13 protein-coding genes are annotated in these 16978 nt (G+C 39.2%); 12 read left to right on the forward strand and 1 reads right to left on the reverse strand.

What is annotated here, in order from left to right:
- Nucleotides 1–156: 156 nt before the first annotated feature.
- From glnA to PVK70_RS09510, 6 genes are all read left to right on the forward strand, one after another.
- Complete coding sequence (gene glnA / locus PVK70_RS09485) at nt 157–1566, forward strand: glutamate--ammonia ligase (RefSeq protein ID WP_130047975.1); 1410 nt, start codon at nt 157–159, stop codon at nt 1564–1566.
- Between the two features lie 165 nt (nt 1567–1731).
- On the forward strand, nt 1732–2259 hold the full coding sequence (locus PVK70_RS09490; protein WP_130047976.1) for a DUF4124 domain-containing protein: 528 nt from the start codon (nt 1732–1734) through the stop codon (nt 2257–2259).
- Between the two features lie 81 nt (nt 2260–2340).
- Nucleotides 2341–3396: a nitrogen regulation protein NR(II) gene (gene glnL, locus PVK70_RS09495; RefSeq protein WP_130047977.1), complete on the forward strand. Its 1056-nt coding sequence runs from the start codon at nt 2341–2343 to the stop codon at nt 3394–3396.
- A 42-nt stretch (nt 3397–3438) separates the two neighbouring features.
- Complete coding sequence (gene glnG / locus PVK70_RS09500) at nt 3439–4842, forward strand: nitrogen regulation protein NR(I) (protein WP_130047978.1); 1404 nt, start codon at nt 3439–3441, stop codon at nt 4840–4842.
- 164 nt (nt 4843–5006) lie between these two features.
- On the forward strand, nt 5007–6008 hold the full coding sequence (gene add, locus PVK70_RS09505; RefSeq protein ID WP_130047979.1) for an adenosine deaminase: 1002 nt from the start codon (nt 5007–5009) through the stop codon (nt 6006–6008).
- Nucleotides 6009–6263: 255 nt separating this feature from the next.
- Nucleotides 6264–7448 (forward strand): right-handed parallel beta-helix repeat-containing protein, encoded by a 1185-nt coding sequence (locus tag PVK70_RS09510; protein ID WP_130047980.1) that lies wholly within the window; start codon nt 6264–6266, stop codon nt 7446–7448.
- A gap of 43 nt (nt 7449–7491) precedes the next feature.
- On the opposite strand, the gene PVK70_RS09515 is transcribed toward PVK70_RS09510, so the two are convergent.
- A complete protein-coding gene (locus tag PVK70_RS09515) occupies nt 7492–8289 on the reverse strand; it encodes an RbmA family biofilm matrix protein (RefSeq protein WP_130047981.1) in 798 nt (265 codons plus the stop codon).
- A 762-nt stretch (nt 8290–9051) separates the two neighbouring features.
- On the opposite strand from PVK70_RS09515, the gene PVK70_RS09520 reads away from it, so the two are divergent.
- From PVK70_RS09520 to wecC, 6 genes are read left to right on the forward strand one after another with little or no spacing between them, the layout of a single operon-like run.
- Nucleotides 9052–10455: an undecaprenyl-phosphate glucose phosphotransferase gene (locus PVK70_RS09520; RefSeq protein WP_130047982.1), complete on the forward strand. Its 1404-nt coding sequence runs from the start codon at nt 9052–9054 to the stop codon at nt 10453–10455.
- Between the two features lie 10 nt (nt 10456–10465).
- The gene (locus PVK70_RS09525; RefSeq protein WP_130047983.1) at nt 10466–11698 is read left to right on the forward strand and encodes an outer membrane beta-barrel protein; all 1233 of its coding nucleotides are present in this window, start codon (nt 10466–10468) and stop codon (nt 11696–11698) included.
- A 57-nt stretch (nt 11699–11755) separates the two neighbouring features.
- The gene (locus PVK70_RS09530; RefSeq protein WP_422836532.1) at nt 11756–12256 is read left to right on the forward strand and encodes a polysaccharide biosynthesis/export family protein; all 501 of its coding nucleotides are present in this window, start codon (nt 11756–11758) and stop codon (nt 12254–12256) included.
- A gap of 36 nt (nt 12257–12292) precedes the next feature.
- Nucleotides 12293–14509 carry a GumC family protein gene (locus PVK70_RS09535; protein ID WP_130047985.1) on the forward strand — a complete coding sequence of 739 codons (2217 nt, stop codon included), beginning with the start codon at nt 12293–12295 and terminating at the stop codon, nt 14507–14509.
- Between the two features lie 9 nt (nt 14510–14518).
- A complete protein-coding gene (gene wecB / locus PVK70_RS09540; RefSeq protein ID WP_130047986.1) occupies nt 14519–15667 on the forward strand; it encodes a non-hydrolyzing UDP-N-acetylglucosamine 2-epimerase in 1149 nt (382 codons plus the stop codon).
- Between the two features lie 35 nt (nt 15668–15702).
- Nucleotides 15703–16941, forward strand: coding sequence for a UDP-N-acetyl-D-mannosamine dehydrogenase (gene wecC, locus PVK70_RS09545; protein WP_130047987.1), 1239 nt, complete (start codon nt 15703–15705; stop codon nt 16939–16941).
- The last annotated feature ends 37 nt before the right edge of the window (nt 16942–16978 follow it).

Raw genomic sequence — 16978 nt, forward strand, 5'->3', positions numbered from 1 at the left:
GGGATCAAATTAGTGCAGTTAAAGATGGATTTTAGTAAATTAAAAACGCAAGTCATTAATAATAAAGGATTATTACTTTTGGCACAGTTCTAGCTACATAGTAAATAACAGCTTAGCTGGCCAATATTTATATTATAACACTGGAGGTTATCCTACATGTCAGTAGAAAACGTATTAGCTCTAATTCAAGAGAACGAAGTAAAATTTATTGATTTACGCTTTACCGATACAAAAGGTAAAGAACAACATATCTCAATTCCTTCTCATCAAGTTGACGCCGACTTCTTTGAAGAAGGTAAAATGTTCGATGGTTCTTCAGTTGCAGGCTGGAAAGGCATTAACGAATCTGACATGGTAATGATGCCAGATGCAGCAAGTGCGGTACTTGACCCATTCACAGCGGATCCAACACTAAACATTCGTTGTGACATTCTTGAGCCAGCAACACTGCAAGGTTACGATCGTGACCCACGCTCTATCGCTAAGCGTTCTGAAGAATACATGCGTTCAACAGGTATCGCTGACACAGTGTTAATCGGTCCTGAGCCAGAGTTCTTCCTATTTGATGATGTTCGTTTCAACACTGACATGTCTGGTTCTTTCTTCAAAATTGACGATATCGAAGCAGCTTGGAACTCAGGTACTGAATACGAAGGCGGCAATAAAGGCCACCGTCCAGGTGTTAAAGGCGGTTACTTCCCAGTAGCTCCTGTTGATTCTTCTCAAGACATCCGTTCTGCTATGTGTTTAATCATGGAAGAAATGGGCCTTGTTGTTGAAGCACACCACCATGAAGTAGCAACTGCGGGTCAAAATGAGATCGCAACACGCTTCAACACGCTAACAACAAAAGCGGATGAGACTCAAATCTATAAGTACGTTGTTCATAACGTAGCGCACGCTTACGGTAAAACAGCGACTTTCATGCCTAAACCACTGGTTGGCGATAACGGTTCTGGTATGCACGTTCACCAATCTCTAGCAAAAGACGGTGTAAACCTGTTTGCTGGTGATAAGTACGGCGGCCTATCTGAAATGGCTATCTACTACATTGGCGGCATCATCAAGCATGCTCGTGCAATCAATGCATTTGCTAACCCATCAACAAACTCATACAAGCGTCTTGTTCCTGGCTTTGAAGCACCTGTTATGCTTGCATACTCTGCACGTAACCGTTCTGCTTCTATCCGTATCCCTGTGGTACCAAGCCCGAAAGCACGTCGTATCGAAGTTCGTTTTGGTGACCCAGCGGCTAACCCATACCTATGCTACTCAGCAATGCTAATGGCTGGTCTTGACGGAATTAAGAACAAGATCCACCCAGGTGAAGCTATGGATAAGGATCTGTACGACCTTCCTGCGGAAGAAGCGGCAGAAATCCCAACAGTAGCTGAGTCTCTAGATATTGCTCTACAAGCGCTAGATACTGACCGTGAATTCTTAACGTCTGGCGGCGTGTTCTCTGATGACTTTATTGATTCTTACATCAAACTTAAGTCTCAAGATGTTGAAGCAATCAACACAGCGGTTCACCCACTTGAGTTTGAAATGTATTACTCAGTTTAATTCTGACGCAACAGTTTGAAATCAAATTGCTATTTTTAGGCTCGCTTCACAAGCGAGCCTTTTTTATGTTGGCAATTTCTCTTTTAACAGTAATTCTAATAGGCTCACACTTACCCAGATTTCATTTCTGCAGTATCGTTATGACATCAATATCATGGTGACATTATGCGTTATATTTTTTTCATCCTTTTTAGCTTACTCTCAGCATCGATTTTCGCTAATACGGTTTACACTTGGGAAGACAGCAAGGGCGTTCGCCATTTTAGTGATAGCGCACCTCTTAGTAAGGGGCCTGTAACAACGATCTCTTTATCACCCACAACTAGCGTTGAAACCTCTCCTGCAGTACCTGAACATTCGAAAAAAACAGCACCCACAACCAAGCCAATGAAAAAGAAACTCAAGCCACTCGCTATCTCTGTGACTAACTTACAACAAGAAGAAACAATCCGCAGTTCTCGAGGTCATATCACCGTATTAACTGAACTCACACGTAAGCTCAGCATTAATGAAAAATTACAGTTACTGCTCGATGGTGCGCCTTATGGTCCGCCACAAACATCCACAGAGTGGAAACTAAAAAACATAAATAGAGGAACCCACCTCATTACCGTTATTGCTCTGAAAGACGGCAAGAGAATTGCATCATCACCTATTATTACTGTTTTTTTGCATCGCCCATCAACAAACTAAAGGAACCGCTTCAGTTCCTGTCTGACAAGCAAGGTGCAATGCACTACAATGGTGCAAGATGGGTTTTGCGATACAAGGACGATGATGTTAACGATGGACTTTTCGACACAGCTGCTTGAGCACCAAGTAACGGCGATTTTATTACTGGATGATCACCGTACTATTCATTATGCCAACCCAGCAGCAGAACAACTCTTTTCTCAAAGCGCGCAGCGAATGGCTCAACATCGTTTTGATGAGCTATTCCACCACTCTAAATTTGATCTCTCTACCTTAATGCAACCGCTAACAACAGGCCAGAGCGTGACGGATAGTGATGTTCAAATCATGATTGATGACCGATCACTTTATATTGAAGTCACATCAAGCCCCATTGAGATCGAAAAATCACTTTACCTATTGGTTGAAATTCGCCAAATCGAACAACAACGCCGTTTGTCTCAAGAAATTAATCAACACGCTCAACAACAAGCCGCTAAAGTCTTGGTTCGTAGTTTGGCTCATGAAATTAAAAACCCATTAGGGGGATTACGTGGCGCAGCACAACTACTCGAACGAATGCTGCCAAAACCTGAATTACATGAATACACTCAAATCATTATTGAGCAAGCAGACCGATTGCGAAACTTAGTTGATCGCCTATTGGGACCTCAAAAATTAGGCCACAAAAAGCCAGAAAACCTACACGCAGTCATTGAAAAAGTCCGCCAACTGATTGAGCTTAACTCCAGTTATCAGGTACGAATCATTCGAGATTATGACCCTAGCTTGCCCGATTTTGATATGGATGCAGAGCAAATAGAACAGGCCATCCTCAATATTGTTAGTAACGCCGCTGAAGTACTCAAAGACCAACCCGATGGCACTATCACTTTACGTACTCGTACTGATTTTCAAACCAATATTTATGGTCAGCGCCATCGCCTTGCTGTCAAAATTGATATTACTGACAATGGACCTGGCATACCTAGCCATATTCAAGACACCTTATTCTACCCCATGGTCAGTGCACGAGAAGGAGGCACAGGGCTTGGGCTTTCGATCTCACAAAACCTTATCGACCAACATAACGGAAAAATCGACGTCACAAGTTGGCCTGGAAAGACCGTATTTACTATTTATCTTCCACTTAAATAACCATAACCAATAAAACACTTAAGTGGCTACGGAGAACACTTTATGAGCAAAGGATATATTTGGGTTGTCGATGATGACAGCTCGATTCGCTGGGTATTAGAGAAAACCTTAACCAGTACAAACATGATGTGTGAAAGTTTTGGTGATGCTGAAAGTGTCATTCAAGCCCTAGAGCGTAATGTGCCAGATGTGATCATATCGGATATTCGTATGCCGGGAATGGATGGCCTATCTTTACTTAACCACGTTCAAGAAAATTACCCTGAACTGCCTGTCATTATAATGACCGCACATTCGGATTTAGATGCCGCCGTTAGTGCCTATCAAAAAGGGGCATTTGAATATTTACCAAAGCCCTTTGATATTGATGAAGCCCTAACACTCGTTGAGCGCGCACTCGCTCACAGCCAAGAGCAGAAGAAACAAAATGGGAACAAACCAAATAAAACTCACCATGTTCCTGAAATCATTGGTGAAGCGCCTGCAATGCAAGAAGTTTTTCGTGCCATTGGTCGTTTGTCTCGATCTTCAATCTCAGTACTCATCAACGGAGAATCCGGTACGGGTAAAGAACTGGTTGCTCACGCTCTTCATCGTCACAGTCCAAGAGCAAATAGTGAGTTTATCGCCCTTAATATGGCGGCAATCCCAAAAGATTTAATTGAATCTGAGCTCTTTGGGCACGAGAAAGGCGCCTTTACTGGAGCAAATGCCGTTCGAAAGGGACGATTTGAGCAAGCCAATGGAGGCACTTTATTTCTTGATGAAATTGGAGATATGCCATTAGATATTCAAACTCGCCTACTTCGAGTGCTTGCTGATGGGCAATTCTATCGTGTAGGTGGACACTCACCGGTACAAGTAGATGTTCGGATCATTGCGGCAACTCATCAAAATTTAGAGAAACTGGTCGCCGACGGAGGATTTCGTGAAGATCTGTTTCATCGACTCAACGTTATTCGCGTGCATATTCCTGCACTAAGGGAGCGTCGAGAAGACATTGCTAAACTTGCTGAGCATTTCTTGCACCTCGCCTCCAAAGAGCTTGGTATAGAATGTAAAACTCTAAGCAACGAAGCCAGCAAAGCCCTCAGTCAATGTGATTGGCCAGGTAATGTCAGACAACTTGAGAACACCTGTCGCTGGGTAACGGTAATGGCAAGCAGCCAAGAAGTGCTTTCAGCCGATCTACCACAAGAATTATTTGCAACGTCAAGCTCACCGATACAAAGCATCAATGAGGATTGGCAAGCGCAATTAAGTGACTGGGTTGAGAAACAATTACAACAAGGGGAAATGGATATCCTAAATAAAGTTATCCCAAATGTTGAACGCATATTATTAGAAAAGGCCCTTAATCATACTCACGGGCATAAACAAGAAGCAGCAAAATTGCTTGGTTGGGGAAGAAACACCTTAACTCGAAAATTAAAAGAGATTGAATAATATACTTTAAAGAACAGCCTCAACAGAATAAGTTAACATCAAAGCGCAATCCATCAAATTGCGCTGCTTTTAGCCAATCGGCTACTGACATCATAATAATCTCTCTCTATACTCAGTCTTAATATTTATACGCATTCACATCTTTTTTGTAGGAACTGTTAATAATGATAACTAAAACACTCCCTCTTACTGATTTACATCGCCACCTTGATGGCAACATTCGAATTGAGACTATCTTAGATTTAGGCCAAAAATTTGGCTTAGAATTACCAGCTTATGATCTTGAAGCATTGCGCCCTCACGTACAAATCGTAGAAGCAGAGCCAAGCCTTGTTGCCTTTTTATCTAAACTTGATTGGGGTGTGGCGGTTCTTGGTGATTTAGAAGCATGTCGCCGCGTAGCTTACGAAAATGTGCAAGACGCAATGAATGCACAAATTGATTACGCTGAATTACGCTTTTCTCCATACTACATGGCAATGAAACACAACTTACCGATTGCAGGCGTTGTTGAAGCCGTAGTGGATGGCGTTGAAGCTGGCTGTAAAGATTTTGGGGTAAAAGCAAACCTAATTGGCATTATGAGTCGTACTTTTGGTCAAGATGCTTGTCAGCAAGAACTTGATGGTCTTCTAACCCAAAAGAACAAATTGGTTGCTATCGATCTTGCTGGTGATGAATTAGGCCAACCAGGCGATCGCTTTGTAAGCCACTTTAAACAAGTTCGTGATGCAGGGCTTCGAGTAACGGTTCACGCCGGTGAAGCAGCGGGTGCAGAAAGTATGTGGCAAGCAATCAACGAGCTTGGTGCAGTGCGCATCGGTCACGGTGTAAAAGCGATTGAAGATCCAAAGCTAATGGAATACTTAGCGAAAAACAACATTGGTATTGAGTCTTGCTTAACATCAAATATCCAAACAAGTACGGTTGCTTCGTTTGAATCGCACCCTATCAAAACTTTCCTTAACTATGGTGTTAAAGTTTGTCTTAATACGGATGATCCTGCTGTTGAGGGTATTGAACTTCCTTATGAATATGAAGTTGCTGCACCAAAAGTAGGCTTAACTCAAGAACAGCTGCGTCAAATTCAAGTCAACGGGTTGGATTTAGCTTTCCTAAGCAACGCCGAGAAACAAGCACTGCGTGATATGGCCGCTAAGCGTTAACGCTAGAGCAAATGACTCCCTAGTAAGAGTAAGAATGACTTTATTTACGGCAGTTCAGATATTATCTAACTGCCTTTTTAATATACTTTAGCTATAAATAATAACTTAACCCCCAAATAAGTATCCATTTCACTTTATTGTATAATCCATTGCAATATAAATAAAAAATGACTGATGAATCCCCTATACTTAACTCAATAGACTAGCCTCAAAACAAACTGGCAATGTCATGATTAAAAAGCAAATAGGGTATTTATGTACATCAAAACACTCGTATTAATATCAAGCTTATTTCCATCCGATAATATGATGGCAAATACTAGCTATTCAGTAACCGATTTTGGCGCTATTCCTAATGATAGTATCGATGATAGTAGCGCTTTCAACCACGCCTTATCCCTGCTTCCTGATCATGCTAATTTAACCATTCCCTCAGGCGAGTACACCATCTGTAATACCTTATTCCTGACCGATAAAGACAATGTCTCCATCTTTGGTAGTTATGGATCAATTTTAAAAAAATGCCCAGAGTTTAATAGCGAGTATTTGCTATATATAAAAAATACCGACTATTTAAAAGTATCTAACCTTCATTTTGTAGGATTATTTAATGGTGGGCAAACGGCCAACTGGGGAAAACAAGGCGTGTATTTGGCGAGTACAAAAAATAGCGTCATAGCAAATAATCGATTTGAGCAATTTGGTGATGCCGCGCTTCGAGTCACAACCAGACCAACACGAGATGCCATTGAATCAAGAGATGCGTTAATTATTAATAATCACTTTTCTAACTGCAGACAAGTGACAACCACCCAAGCGCAAGCCACCGAGGGCTTTAGCGTACCAAGCACCCACAACATTATCTTTGCATCCAATCAATTTGATAACTGCACGCTAAAATTATCCGCACGTAAAGCAACACAAAAGGCCGTTGTTTTTAATAACCACTTTAAAAATATTAGTAGCACGGCGCTAGAATCCAGTTACTACAACGATGTGACCATTTCGCACAATCAATTTGATAACAATACTGGCTTTGCTATCAATGTATACCCAAACAGCAGAGCTCAACATCAGGTTAAATGGGGTGATATCAACATCACAAGCAATACGTTTAATAACTCTGATTTAGGTATTCGACTGCAAAGTTTTTCTTCTACTGAAGTGGCAGAGAATCCCATACAGAACTTATCAATTACTCAGAATATATTTCGCAAAATGTCTTGTGTTGGAACAGACAATGACAAATACAAGAAACTAATCAGAACCTATAGCCAAAACGCAACACTGTCTTTTGAAAACGTACTGATAAGTGAAAATAGATTTGATATTGATCAGGGCTGCGACTTTCTAAGTCTCGATGCAAGAGACCGCAATGTATTAATAGAAGAAAATATCAGCGTATCTACCCATGAAAAAAAACAAAGCCCTATACTTTAGGGCTTTGCTCATTTGTTAAAAAACGGAATAATTATGGAAAAAATTACTGTGGTTCGCCTTTGTAAATTTCCAATTCATACCCTATACGCTCTCCTGATTGTTTATTGTATAACTGAGGTTTAACGATATATTTCCCATCAGGGTATATTGATTCAAGCCAAAATCCACGAACAACAAACTCAGATTCCTCAGGTTGAATTACACGGCTTACCCTAGAATATACTGGTATATCAAAACCATTTGGCGCTTTAGCAGTAACCCAAAATTCCACATCAACAGGGCTCTGCCCTACATTATCTATTGCAAAAGATACCGTTGCATACCCACCTTCCGATGGGAAGTTATTACTACTGATTAAATCAGCATTAACTTTGATATCTCCGACCGTTTTTGTACCATCTAAATCCACGCCTTTTGTAAACTCAGCCGTGTATTGAAATGTATCTCCTGTATCTACATTTACACCTTCAAGGCTAACAGTATAAATACCATTATTCATGTAGTCATAAACCCAAATACCACGATTAAACGCTAAACTAGAGCCCTCTTCAACTTCATCTACTTCAAAGGTTGAACTATTGGTATTTACAACAGCTTTAGCAGGGAATGAAAGCCCTTGAGGTCCCTTTACAGAGATCCAGTATTTAATATTGGCATCAACATCTCCGACATTTTTCATATTAACAGAAGCCGATAGATAGCCACCTTCTGCATCTAATGTCTCATTAGAAAGTAAAATTGAAGCATCTAATGCAAACGTAGCTGGCTCTGCTGCACTTACAGAAAGTGAAGACAAAGAAAGTAATCCGCCAACAAAAAAAGATTTATACATACTGTTCATAATAACTCCATGTTTAATTAAAACAAAAATGTGTAGATTTAGTAAATTGATATTCGGATCTAATTACAACTTTATTTTTTATTACACTAAAATATTATTTAATGATAATAATGTTAAATACAAAACCAACCTACTTTATATTTACGGAAGTTAAGATAGACTACTTTTCACACTAAAAGGATTATAAATTTAATCAAAAAATCACATTCTCACTTTCAAGATATAGTATTGTGTCAAAAAAAAGACATTAACAATAATATATTTACTTAATCACAATAAAAACAACGCTACCAACAATAACTAAATAAAAACAAACTCAATTAATATCAACTCTATCACTTAAGCGATCATTACCGTTCAATCACAATGCAATCAAAACAATAGAACCAAATCCTTAATGTCATTATTATCAATAACTTACTAGGTAGTACGTAATTACGATAAAGCAAAGAAAACAAACAAAAAAATGCGACAAGGTACAAAAATGCAGAAAAAAAACTAATAAGATAAAAATAACAACTTGGGATATTAGTCGAAGATAATAAAAAAACAAATAACTTACCTTATTCAAGATTGACACTCTTTTATTAGCATGTATATTAGCGACAAACATTTGACGCCCACATTGCGTTATTTCTTGTTTTTTGTCGATAATAAAAACTTAATATAAAGATGGCATATTGGGAGCCGGAAACTCACGGGCGGTAGCGTATTTAATATATCTCCCTTCAAAAATGAATTAACCTTTGTTGGCTATATAGTATGGATACTAATCTTAAATTACACAGTAATAATAATGGGCTTAGCCTTATCTATAGAGCGATTGATTCTATCATCATTTTCTCTACCTTCTATTTCATATCAATTTTTTATACTAGTGAATTCAATCGAGACCACTTTCTGATAGTAACGTACAGTATATTAATATATCTCATCATTGCAGAAAGAGATGACCTATACCGATCATGGCGTGTTTATCGTTTTATTGATGAAGTCTTTAGCCTAAGTCGCATTTGGTTTGTTACTTTTCTAACTCTACTTATTATTGCCTTTTTCTCTAAAGTAAGTGCGGACTATTCACGTGTGGTGGCAGGTCTCTGGTTAATTCTCACACCTATATTACTGACAATATGGCGATATTTCGCAAAACAAGTATTAAAAACATTAAGTGATTATGGCTACAATCAAAAAGATGCCGTTATTATTGGTGTGACTGAAAGTGGTATTCAATTGGCTAACCAGCTTAAAAATCAACCACAACTCGGAATAAATGTTATTGGTTTTTACGATGATCGCGAAAAAGATCGATTATCACTCGATAACTTACCCGCGCCTTTTAAGGGAAGCGTCGCAAAGGGATTAAAACTGTCCAAAAAAGGCCTGATACAACATGTGTATATATCAATGCCCATGAAAGCCAGTGATCGTATTAAGCAATATCTCAATATGTTCTCTGACACCACTGCCAATACCTACCTGATTCCTGATTTTTTTGTTTATAACCTAATGCAATCACGACTCAGTGCTATTGGTAATATTCCAACAATTAGTATCCATGACACGCCATTTTATGGTTCGAGTAGTTGGCTAAAAAGAGCACAAGACATTGTCGTTGCAAGCGCCATTATTTTACTTATCAGCCCAGTTCTGATTGGGGTTGCGATTGGTGTAAAACTGTCTTCACCTGGCCCAATTATTTTTAAACAATTCCGTTATGGCTTAGATGGACGCCGAATCAAAGTATGGAAATTTCGCTCAATGAGTACGATGGATAACGGTAATATCGTTAAACAAGCGACAAAGAACGATCCAAGAATCACTCCTTTCGGTGCATTTATACGCAAAACGTCTCTTGATGAACTTCCACAATTTTTCAATGTATTGCAAGGCCGTATGTCGATTGTAGGCCCACGTCCTCACGCAGTCGCCCATAATGAAGAATACCGAACCATTGTTGAGCGCTATATGTTACGACACAAAGTAAAGCCTGGGATTACCGGACTTGCTCAAATCAAAGGATTTCGTGGAGAAACGGATACGCTTGATAAGATGCAAAAACGTGTTGAATTTGACCTTAAATACATCCAATCATGGTCAACCTGGTTAGATGTGAAAATTATTTTCTTAACCATATTCAAAGGCTTTTCAGGGAAAACTGCTTACTAAAGGACAAGTAATGAAGACATTAACAAAAGCACTGATAACCACCACGCTATTAAGTGCAAGTAGTGGTGTTTATGCCAATGAAAAAAGCCATGGGTATATTACCGAATCAGGTCTTAAAATTACCCCTCTCTTTGAAATGGCATTAGAGAATAACGATAACATTGGCCGCTATTCGTCATCCCAACAACCTGAGTCGTCAGATATTCTAAGGGTCAAGCCAGGCGTAGTGGTTGAATCAGATAGAAATGGCAATCAATATCAAGTCCTTTATCAAATGGATTCAGGCAGCTACTTCAATAGCCACGATGATGATTACCTCGACCATCTGTTTATGACAAACAATTTTGTTCAAATAAATCAACGTTCAGGAATCGGTTTTAACTATACCTATTTGTATGAGCATGAAGAACGAGGCACAGGTATATTTGCAGGAGATCAATTCTCTACTATTGCAAGCAAACCAGTCGAGTATTCACTGCACAACGCTAACCTAACTCATGTCTATGGTGCAGAAAATGCGAAAGGTCGTATTGAATCTAACTTAAAGTATGAAAAAAAGACGTATCAAAACTATCGAAACCTCTCCTCTTCAAACGATGTGTTTAGCTCAAGATTTAATGATTATGATGAGTTTGGTGGTGGTGTAGCCTTTTATTACAACATTAAACCTGCAACCGAGCTATTGTTAGAGCTTGAACTAGCTGATCGCCGTTACCGACTAAATGATCCTTTCAATAAACAGTCACAAGATGATTTAAATGCATATTACCTTGTTGGTACCAAATGGGATATTACAGGAAAGACATCAGGCCGATTACGTTTAGGTTTGCAAAATAAAAAATACAAAAATCACAACTCAGAAGATTTTAACGGTTTTAGCTGGGATCTCAATGTCACTTGGAAGCCACTCGATTACTCAACGATTAATGTTTCTGCCTCTCAACGAGCAGAAAACCCAGACCAAGGCGCGAACTATATCAACAAAACGCGTTTTAATGGTGCGTGGAAGCATTATTGGCAAACCCACTTCTACAGCAGCATCAATGTTGCACTAATCAACGATGATTATTCTAGTAGCTCTCGTCAAGATGACCTCGTAGAAACCGCTCTCATTTTTGGCTATGAGCTTAGAGACTACGCTGAAATTACAGCGGGATGGCGCTACGAAGATAATGACTCTTCTATAACAACAAATACTTACACCCAAAACGTGTGGTATATCGCCACTAGTTTGATTTTTTAAATTTATAACAAAACGGATATCGTAATGGCACGTATTTCTACAATCAGTTTATGGCTCATGTTTCTTATGACCATTTCATTTAAATCTATCGCCATAAATAATAATTACACGATTGGGGCTGGTGATAAAATCCAAATATCAGTTTATGGCGAAGAAAACCTCTCTATTGATGAGTTATACATCGACAATAGTGGAACATTTGAATACCCATACCTCGGCCAATTGAAACCATTGAATAAAACCACCGAACAACTACAGAACGAAATAATTAATGGATTAAAAGGTGACTACCTGATCTCCCCTAAAGTTCGTATCAGTATTATTGGGTTCAGAAGTATCTATGTGAATGGTGAAGTAAAAAAACCAGGCGGTTATGAATACCAACCAGGCCTAACTGTAGATAAAGCGATTGCACTTGCGGGAGGCTTTACTGATCGAGCAGCTCGTAAAAATGTGTATATAGCACAAGCAGGAAAAGATGATCTTAAAAATAAAGTTAAGCTCTCTTCTTCCGTATCTCCGGGTGACATTATTGTTATCGAACAAAGCTTTTTTTAATACCCCACTCTCTGCAATTTAACAACGGACTGAATAATGTTGGCTAGCCTTAAAAATGATTCATTACAACAAGAGCAATTGATTGATTTTGGATATTATTTCCATCTTATAAAAAAGCGTTGGGTTTCTATTTCTCTATTTTCCTTATTATGTACGGTTATTGCGGCGTTAATCGCATTATCTATTACCCCAATGTACCGTGCCACCGCCACACTTTTAATTGAATCCTCTCAGCAAAGGGCTATCTCAATTGAAGAAGTTGTTGGTATTGATACTAGCGCAAAAGAATATTATCTCACTCAATTTGAAATTTTAAAATCCAACCAAGTCGCACAGCGTGTTATTGAAAAATTAGAACTAAACCAAGTCGAAGAGTTCAACCCAAGCCTTACCGTTACTGAACCTGGATTTATTGATAATATAATAAATGAGTTACTGTCCCACCCATTGATAGAAGCGCATTTTTCCGAGGATACCAGTAATGATATTGATTTTTTGGATAAACAAGAAGCCATTAATCGTATTGTACTAAAAACATTTAAATCTCGTTTGACCATTTCGCCGATCAGAAAAACCCAACTCGTTAACATTTCTTTTGAATCTCAAGATCCTAAATTAGCAGCAAAAATAGCAAATGCAGTAGGTCTTGCTTTTATAGAAAATAATTTAGAGTCAAAACTAGTTGCAACAGAACAAGCAACGGGATGGATAAATCAAAGACTCAGTGAACTAAAACAAAATCTAAATAATTCAGAACAAACTCTGCTGCAATTTTTACAGCAACAGAAATTAATTGATAATAGTGGGATCGAAGCACTAACCAGTTCGGAGCTATCTAGCTTAACCACTCGTATTGCAGAAGCAACGGATAAACGAATCGAAGCACAAGCTCTATATAATGCTCTAAATAACAACAAAGGTAGCTCATCAATTGGTGCAAACTCTTTAATATCTAACCACCCTCAAATACGTGATATTAGGCTTGCTGAATCGAATGCAGAAAAAGAAGTAAGTGAGTTATCTAAGCGCTATGGTCCTAAGCACGACAAAATGATCCAAGCGAATGCACAATTACAATCAATTCAAAGCCGTATAAAAGTGTTAACCGCGAAACTGGTTAGTGGCATCAAAAAAGAGCTTGCTAGCGCCAAAGAACAAGAACGCGTACTTAAGAATGAGTTATTAAGTAAAAAAGGAGAATTCCAAGCCTTAAGCGTTGTAAAAAGTGAATATGATGCGCTCAAACGTGAAGTAAACAGTAACGCAAAACTGTACGATTTATTTTTAACTCGCCAAAAAGAAACCTCAGCAACCAGTGATTTTAGTGCTGCTAATGCTCGCTTCAGTGATTATGCTTTAGTGCCTGAGTTTCCTAGTAAACCAAATCGTAAACTGATTGTCGTACTTGCATTTATTGCCAGTGCCAGTTTTGCTGTTGTACTAGTAATTTGTCTCGATGCATTTAATAACACAATAACCTCAGCGCGTGATTTTGAAAATAAACTAGGTTTATTACCAACGGGAACAATTCCAGTAATTAAAGATAAGAAATACAAAAAATCTCCGATTGATGCAAACGTATTCAATAATAATAAATTTACGCTGTTTCAAGAATCTATCGATTCAATACGAACTTCGTTATATTTAATTCTTCCAAAATCAGAAAGGAAACTATTGGCGATTTCATCATCCGTTCCAGGGGAAGGGAAAACAACTACAGCAATAAGCCTTGCCCACTCTTTCTCTCAACTAGAAAAAGTATTGATTATTGATTGTGATTTACGAAAACCATCTGTTGGAGAGCGCTTTGGATTGCCACATAGTCACCCAGGTTTAAGCAATATTTTATTAATGAATACCCCGCTAGAAGAGTGCATTACGCCCGTCAATAACTCTAATTTAGATGTGTTAAGCGCTGGGATGTTTACCCCAAATCCACAAGAGTTACTCAGCAGTGCCGCTTTTGAACAATTAATTGTTGATTTAACAAATAAATACGACCGCATTATTTTAGATACCCCACCTATCTTACCGGTAAAAGATGCATTTATTGTGGGTAAATTAACTCAAGGAATTTTACTTGTCGTCAAAGTGAACAGCACCAGTAAATCGGTTTATAAACATACAATGACACTATTTACAAAGCATCAAATTACGATTGATGGCGTAGTGCTAAACCGAGTTCTGCCACCCAAGAAAGGCACACATACCTATTCTGAATATTCACAATACGCTCATGCTAATAAAGGTTAAGGAATAACCATGAAGACACAAATTAGAGTGCTTTCTGTTTTTGGTACTCGTCCAGAAGCAATTAAAATGGCGCCACTGGTACATAAACTGAGTGAAGCTCAAGGCATAGAAAGTAAGGTATGTGTTACTGCACAACACCGTGAAATGCTCGACCAAGTACTTAACTTATTTGATATTACACCTGATTTTGATCTAAACATCATGAAACCTGGTCAATCTTTATATGACGTAACATCAAATATCCTCATGGGACTTAAACCCGTATTAGAAGAGTTTCAACCTAACATTGTACTTGTTCACGGTGATACTGCGACCACACTTTCAACCAGTTTAGCCGCTTACTATCAGCAAATTGCTGTCGGTCATGTTGAAGCAGGCCTACGCACGGGAAATATTTATTCTCCGTGGCCAGAAGAAGGCAACCGAAAACTCACTGGTGCGATAGCGACACTCCACTTTGCCCCGACAAGTACTTCACAACAAAACTTATTGAACGAAGGTATAGATAACAACAGTATTTCGACCACAGGAAATACCGTTATTGATGCACTCTTTCTCATAAGAAAAAAACTGGAACAAGATCAAGATCTCAATGCAACGTTAGCGGCTCATTTTTCAGAGTTAGACCCAGCGAAAAAACTTATTCTTGTAACAGGACATCGTCGTGAAAGCTTTGGTGGCGGCTTCGAGCGTATTTGTGAAGCCCTTGTTGAAATTGCGCAGAAGCACCCAGATACCCAAGTTCTTTATCCTGTGCACCTGAACCCAAATGTACGAGAACCTGTCAACCGCATCCTTAAAGGGGTCGATAACGTTCATCTTATTGAACCACAAGACTATTTACCATTTGTCTACTTAATGAACCAAGCGCACATTATCCTGACTGATTCAGGTGGTATTCAAGAAGAAGCGCCATCTCTAGGCAAACCTGTATTAGTAATGCGTGATACAACAGAACGCCCCGAAGCGGTTGAAGCTGGCACAGTAAAACTCGTCGGAACAAATAAACAAGCCATTATCGATGCCGTAGAAAACTTGCTTACTAACCAAACTGACTATGAAAAAATGAGTCGAGCACATAACCCATATGGCGACGGTCAAGCGTGTGACCGTATCATTGACAGCATTAAACAACACTTTTCAAACTTAGAATTATAAATATCGTAACGACATTACATTGTTAAGGAACAACCATGTCATTTAAAAAAATCTCCGTCATTGGTCTGGGCTATATTGGGCTACCAACAGCAGCAGTCATCGCCTCTCGTGGTATTGAAGTCATCGGTGTTGATGTGAACCAACACGCAGTTGATACTATTAACCAAGGTAACATTCACATTGTAGAGCCGGATTTAGATATTGTCGTTCGTGGTGTTGTTACCACTGGAAATTTACGTGCAACGACCACCCCGGAACCTGCAGAAGCCTTCATGATTGCGGTACCTACCCCATTTAAAGAAGGTAATGCCCCAGATCTGAAATACATTGAAGCCGCAGCAAAAGCAATTGCACCTGTATTGGAAAAAGGCAACTTAATTATTCTTGAGTCTACCTCTCCAGTTGGCGCAACAGAAAAATTATCTGCATGGTTAAAAGAATCACGTCCAGATTTAAGTTTTCCACAAGATGCAGGAGACAGCGCAGACATCAAGGTTGCACACTGTCCGGAACGTGTTCTTCCTGGGTATGTCTTACAAGAACTTATCGCTAATGACCGTGTTATTGGAGGCATGTCAAAAGCCTGTAGCGAGAGTGCGGTTGAGTTATACCAAACCTTTGTTCGTGGCGAGTGCATTATCACCAATGCTCGTACTGCAGAAATGGCAAAATTAACAGAAAACTCATTCCGTGATGTGAACATCGCTTTCGCCAATGAGCTTTCTGTTATCAGTGACAAATTAAAAATTAACGTGTGGGAGCTAATCAAACTAGCAAACCGTCACCCTAGAGTTAATATTCTAAACCCAGGTCCAGGTGTAGGTGGCCACTGTATCGCCGTTGACCCTTGGTTCATCGTAGACAGTTGCCCAGATGATGCGAAGATAATTCGTCAAGCTCGCTTAACGAATGATGCAAAACCTCACTATGTGATTGATCAAATCGAAAAAGCAGCAGACGAGTTTAAGCGCCCTGTGATTGCTTGTTTAGGCTTGGCATTTAAAGCAGATATTGATGATTTACGTGAAAGCCCTGCACTGCAAATCGTCGAGGAATTAGCGGGCAAAAACATTGGTCAGCTCTTTGCTGTCGAGCCGAATGTTCATTCCCTGCCTGAAGGTTTAGTGCATGCAGGTGTTGAGCAGGTTACGCTTGAAACCGCACTAGAAAAAGCCAACATCATTGTGGTACTTGTCGATCATAAACAATTTAAAGCAGCAGATAAAATTCAATTTGCGACAAAAGTTGTCATTGATACTCGCGGCATTATTTAAATATTTAATTGCTATAAATATATGACTCCAAGGTGTA

This window comes from Aliivibrio sp. A6, assembly GCF_028765505.1.
Classification (GTDB): domain Bacteria; phylum Pseudomonadota; class Gammaproteobacteria; order Enterobacterales; family Vibrionaceae; genus Aliivibrio; species Aliivibrio finisterrensis_A.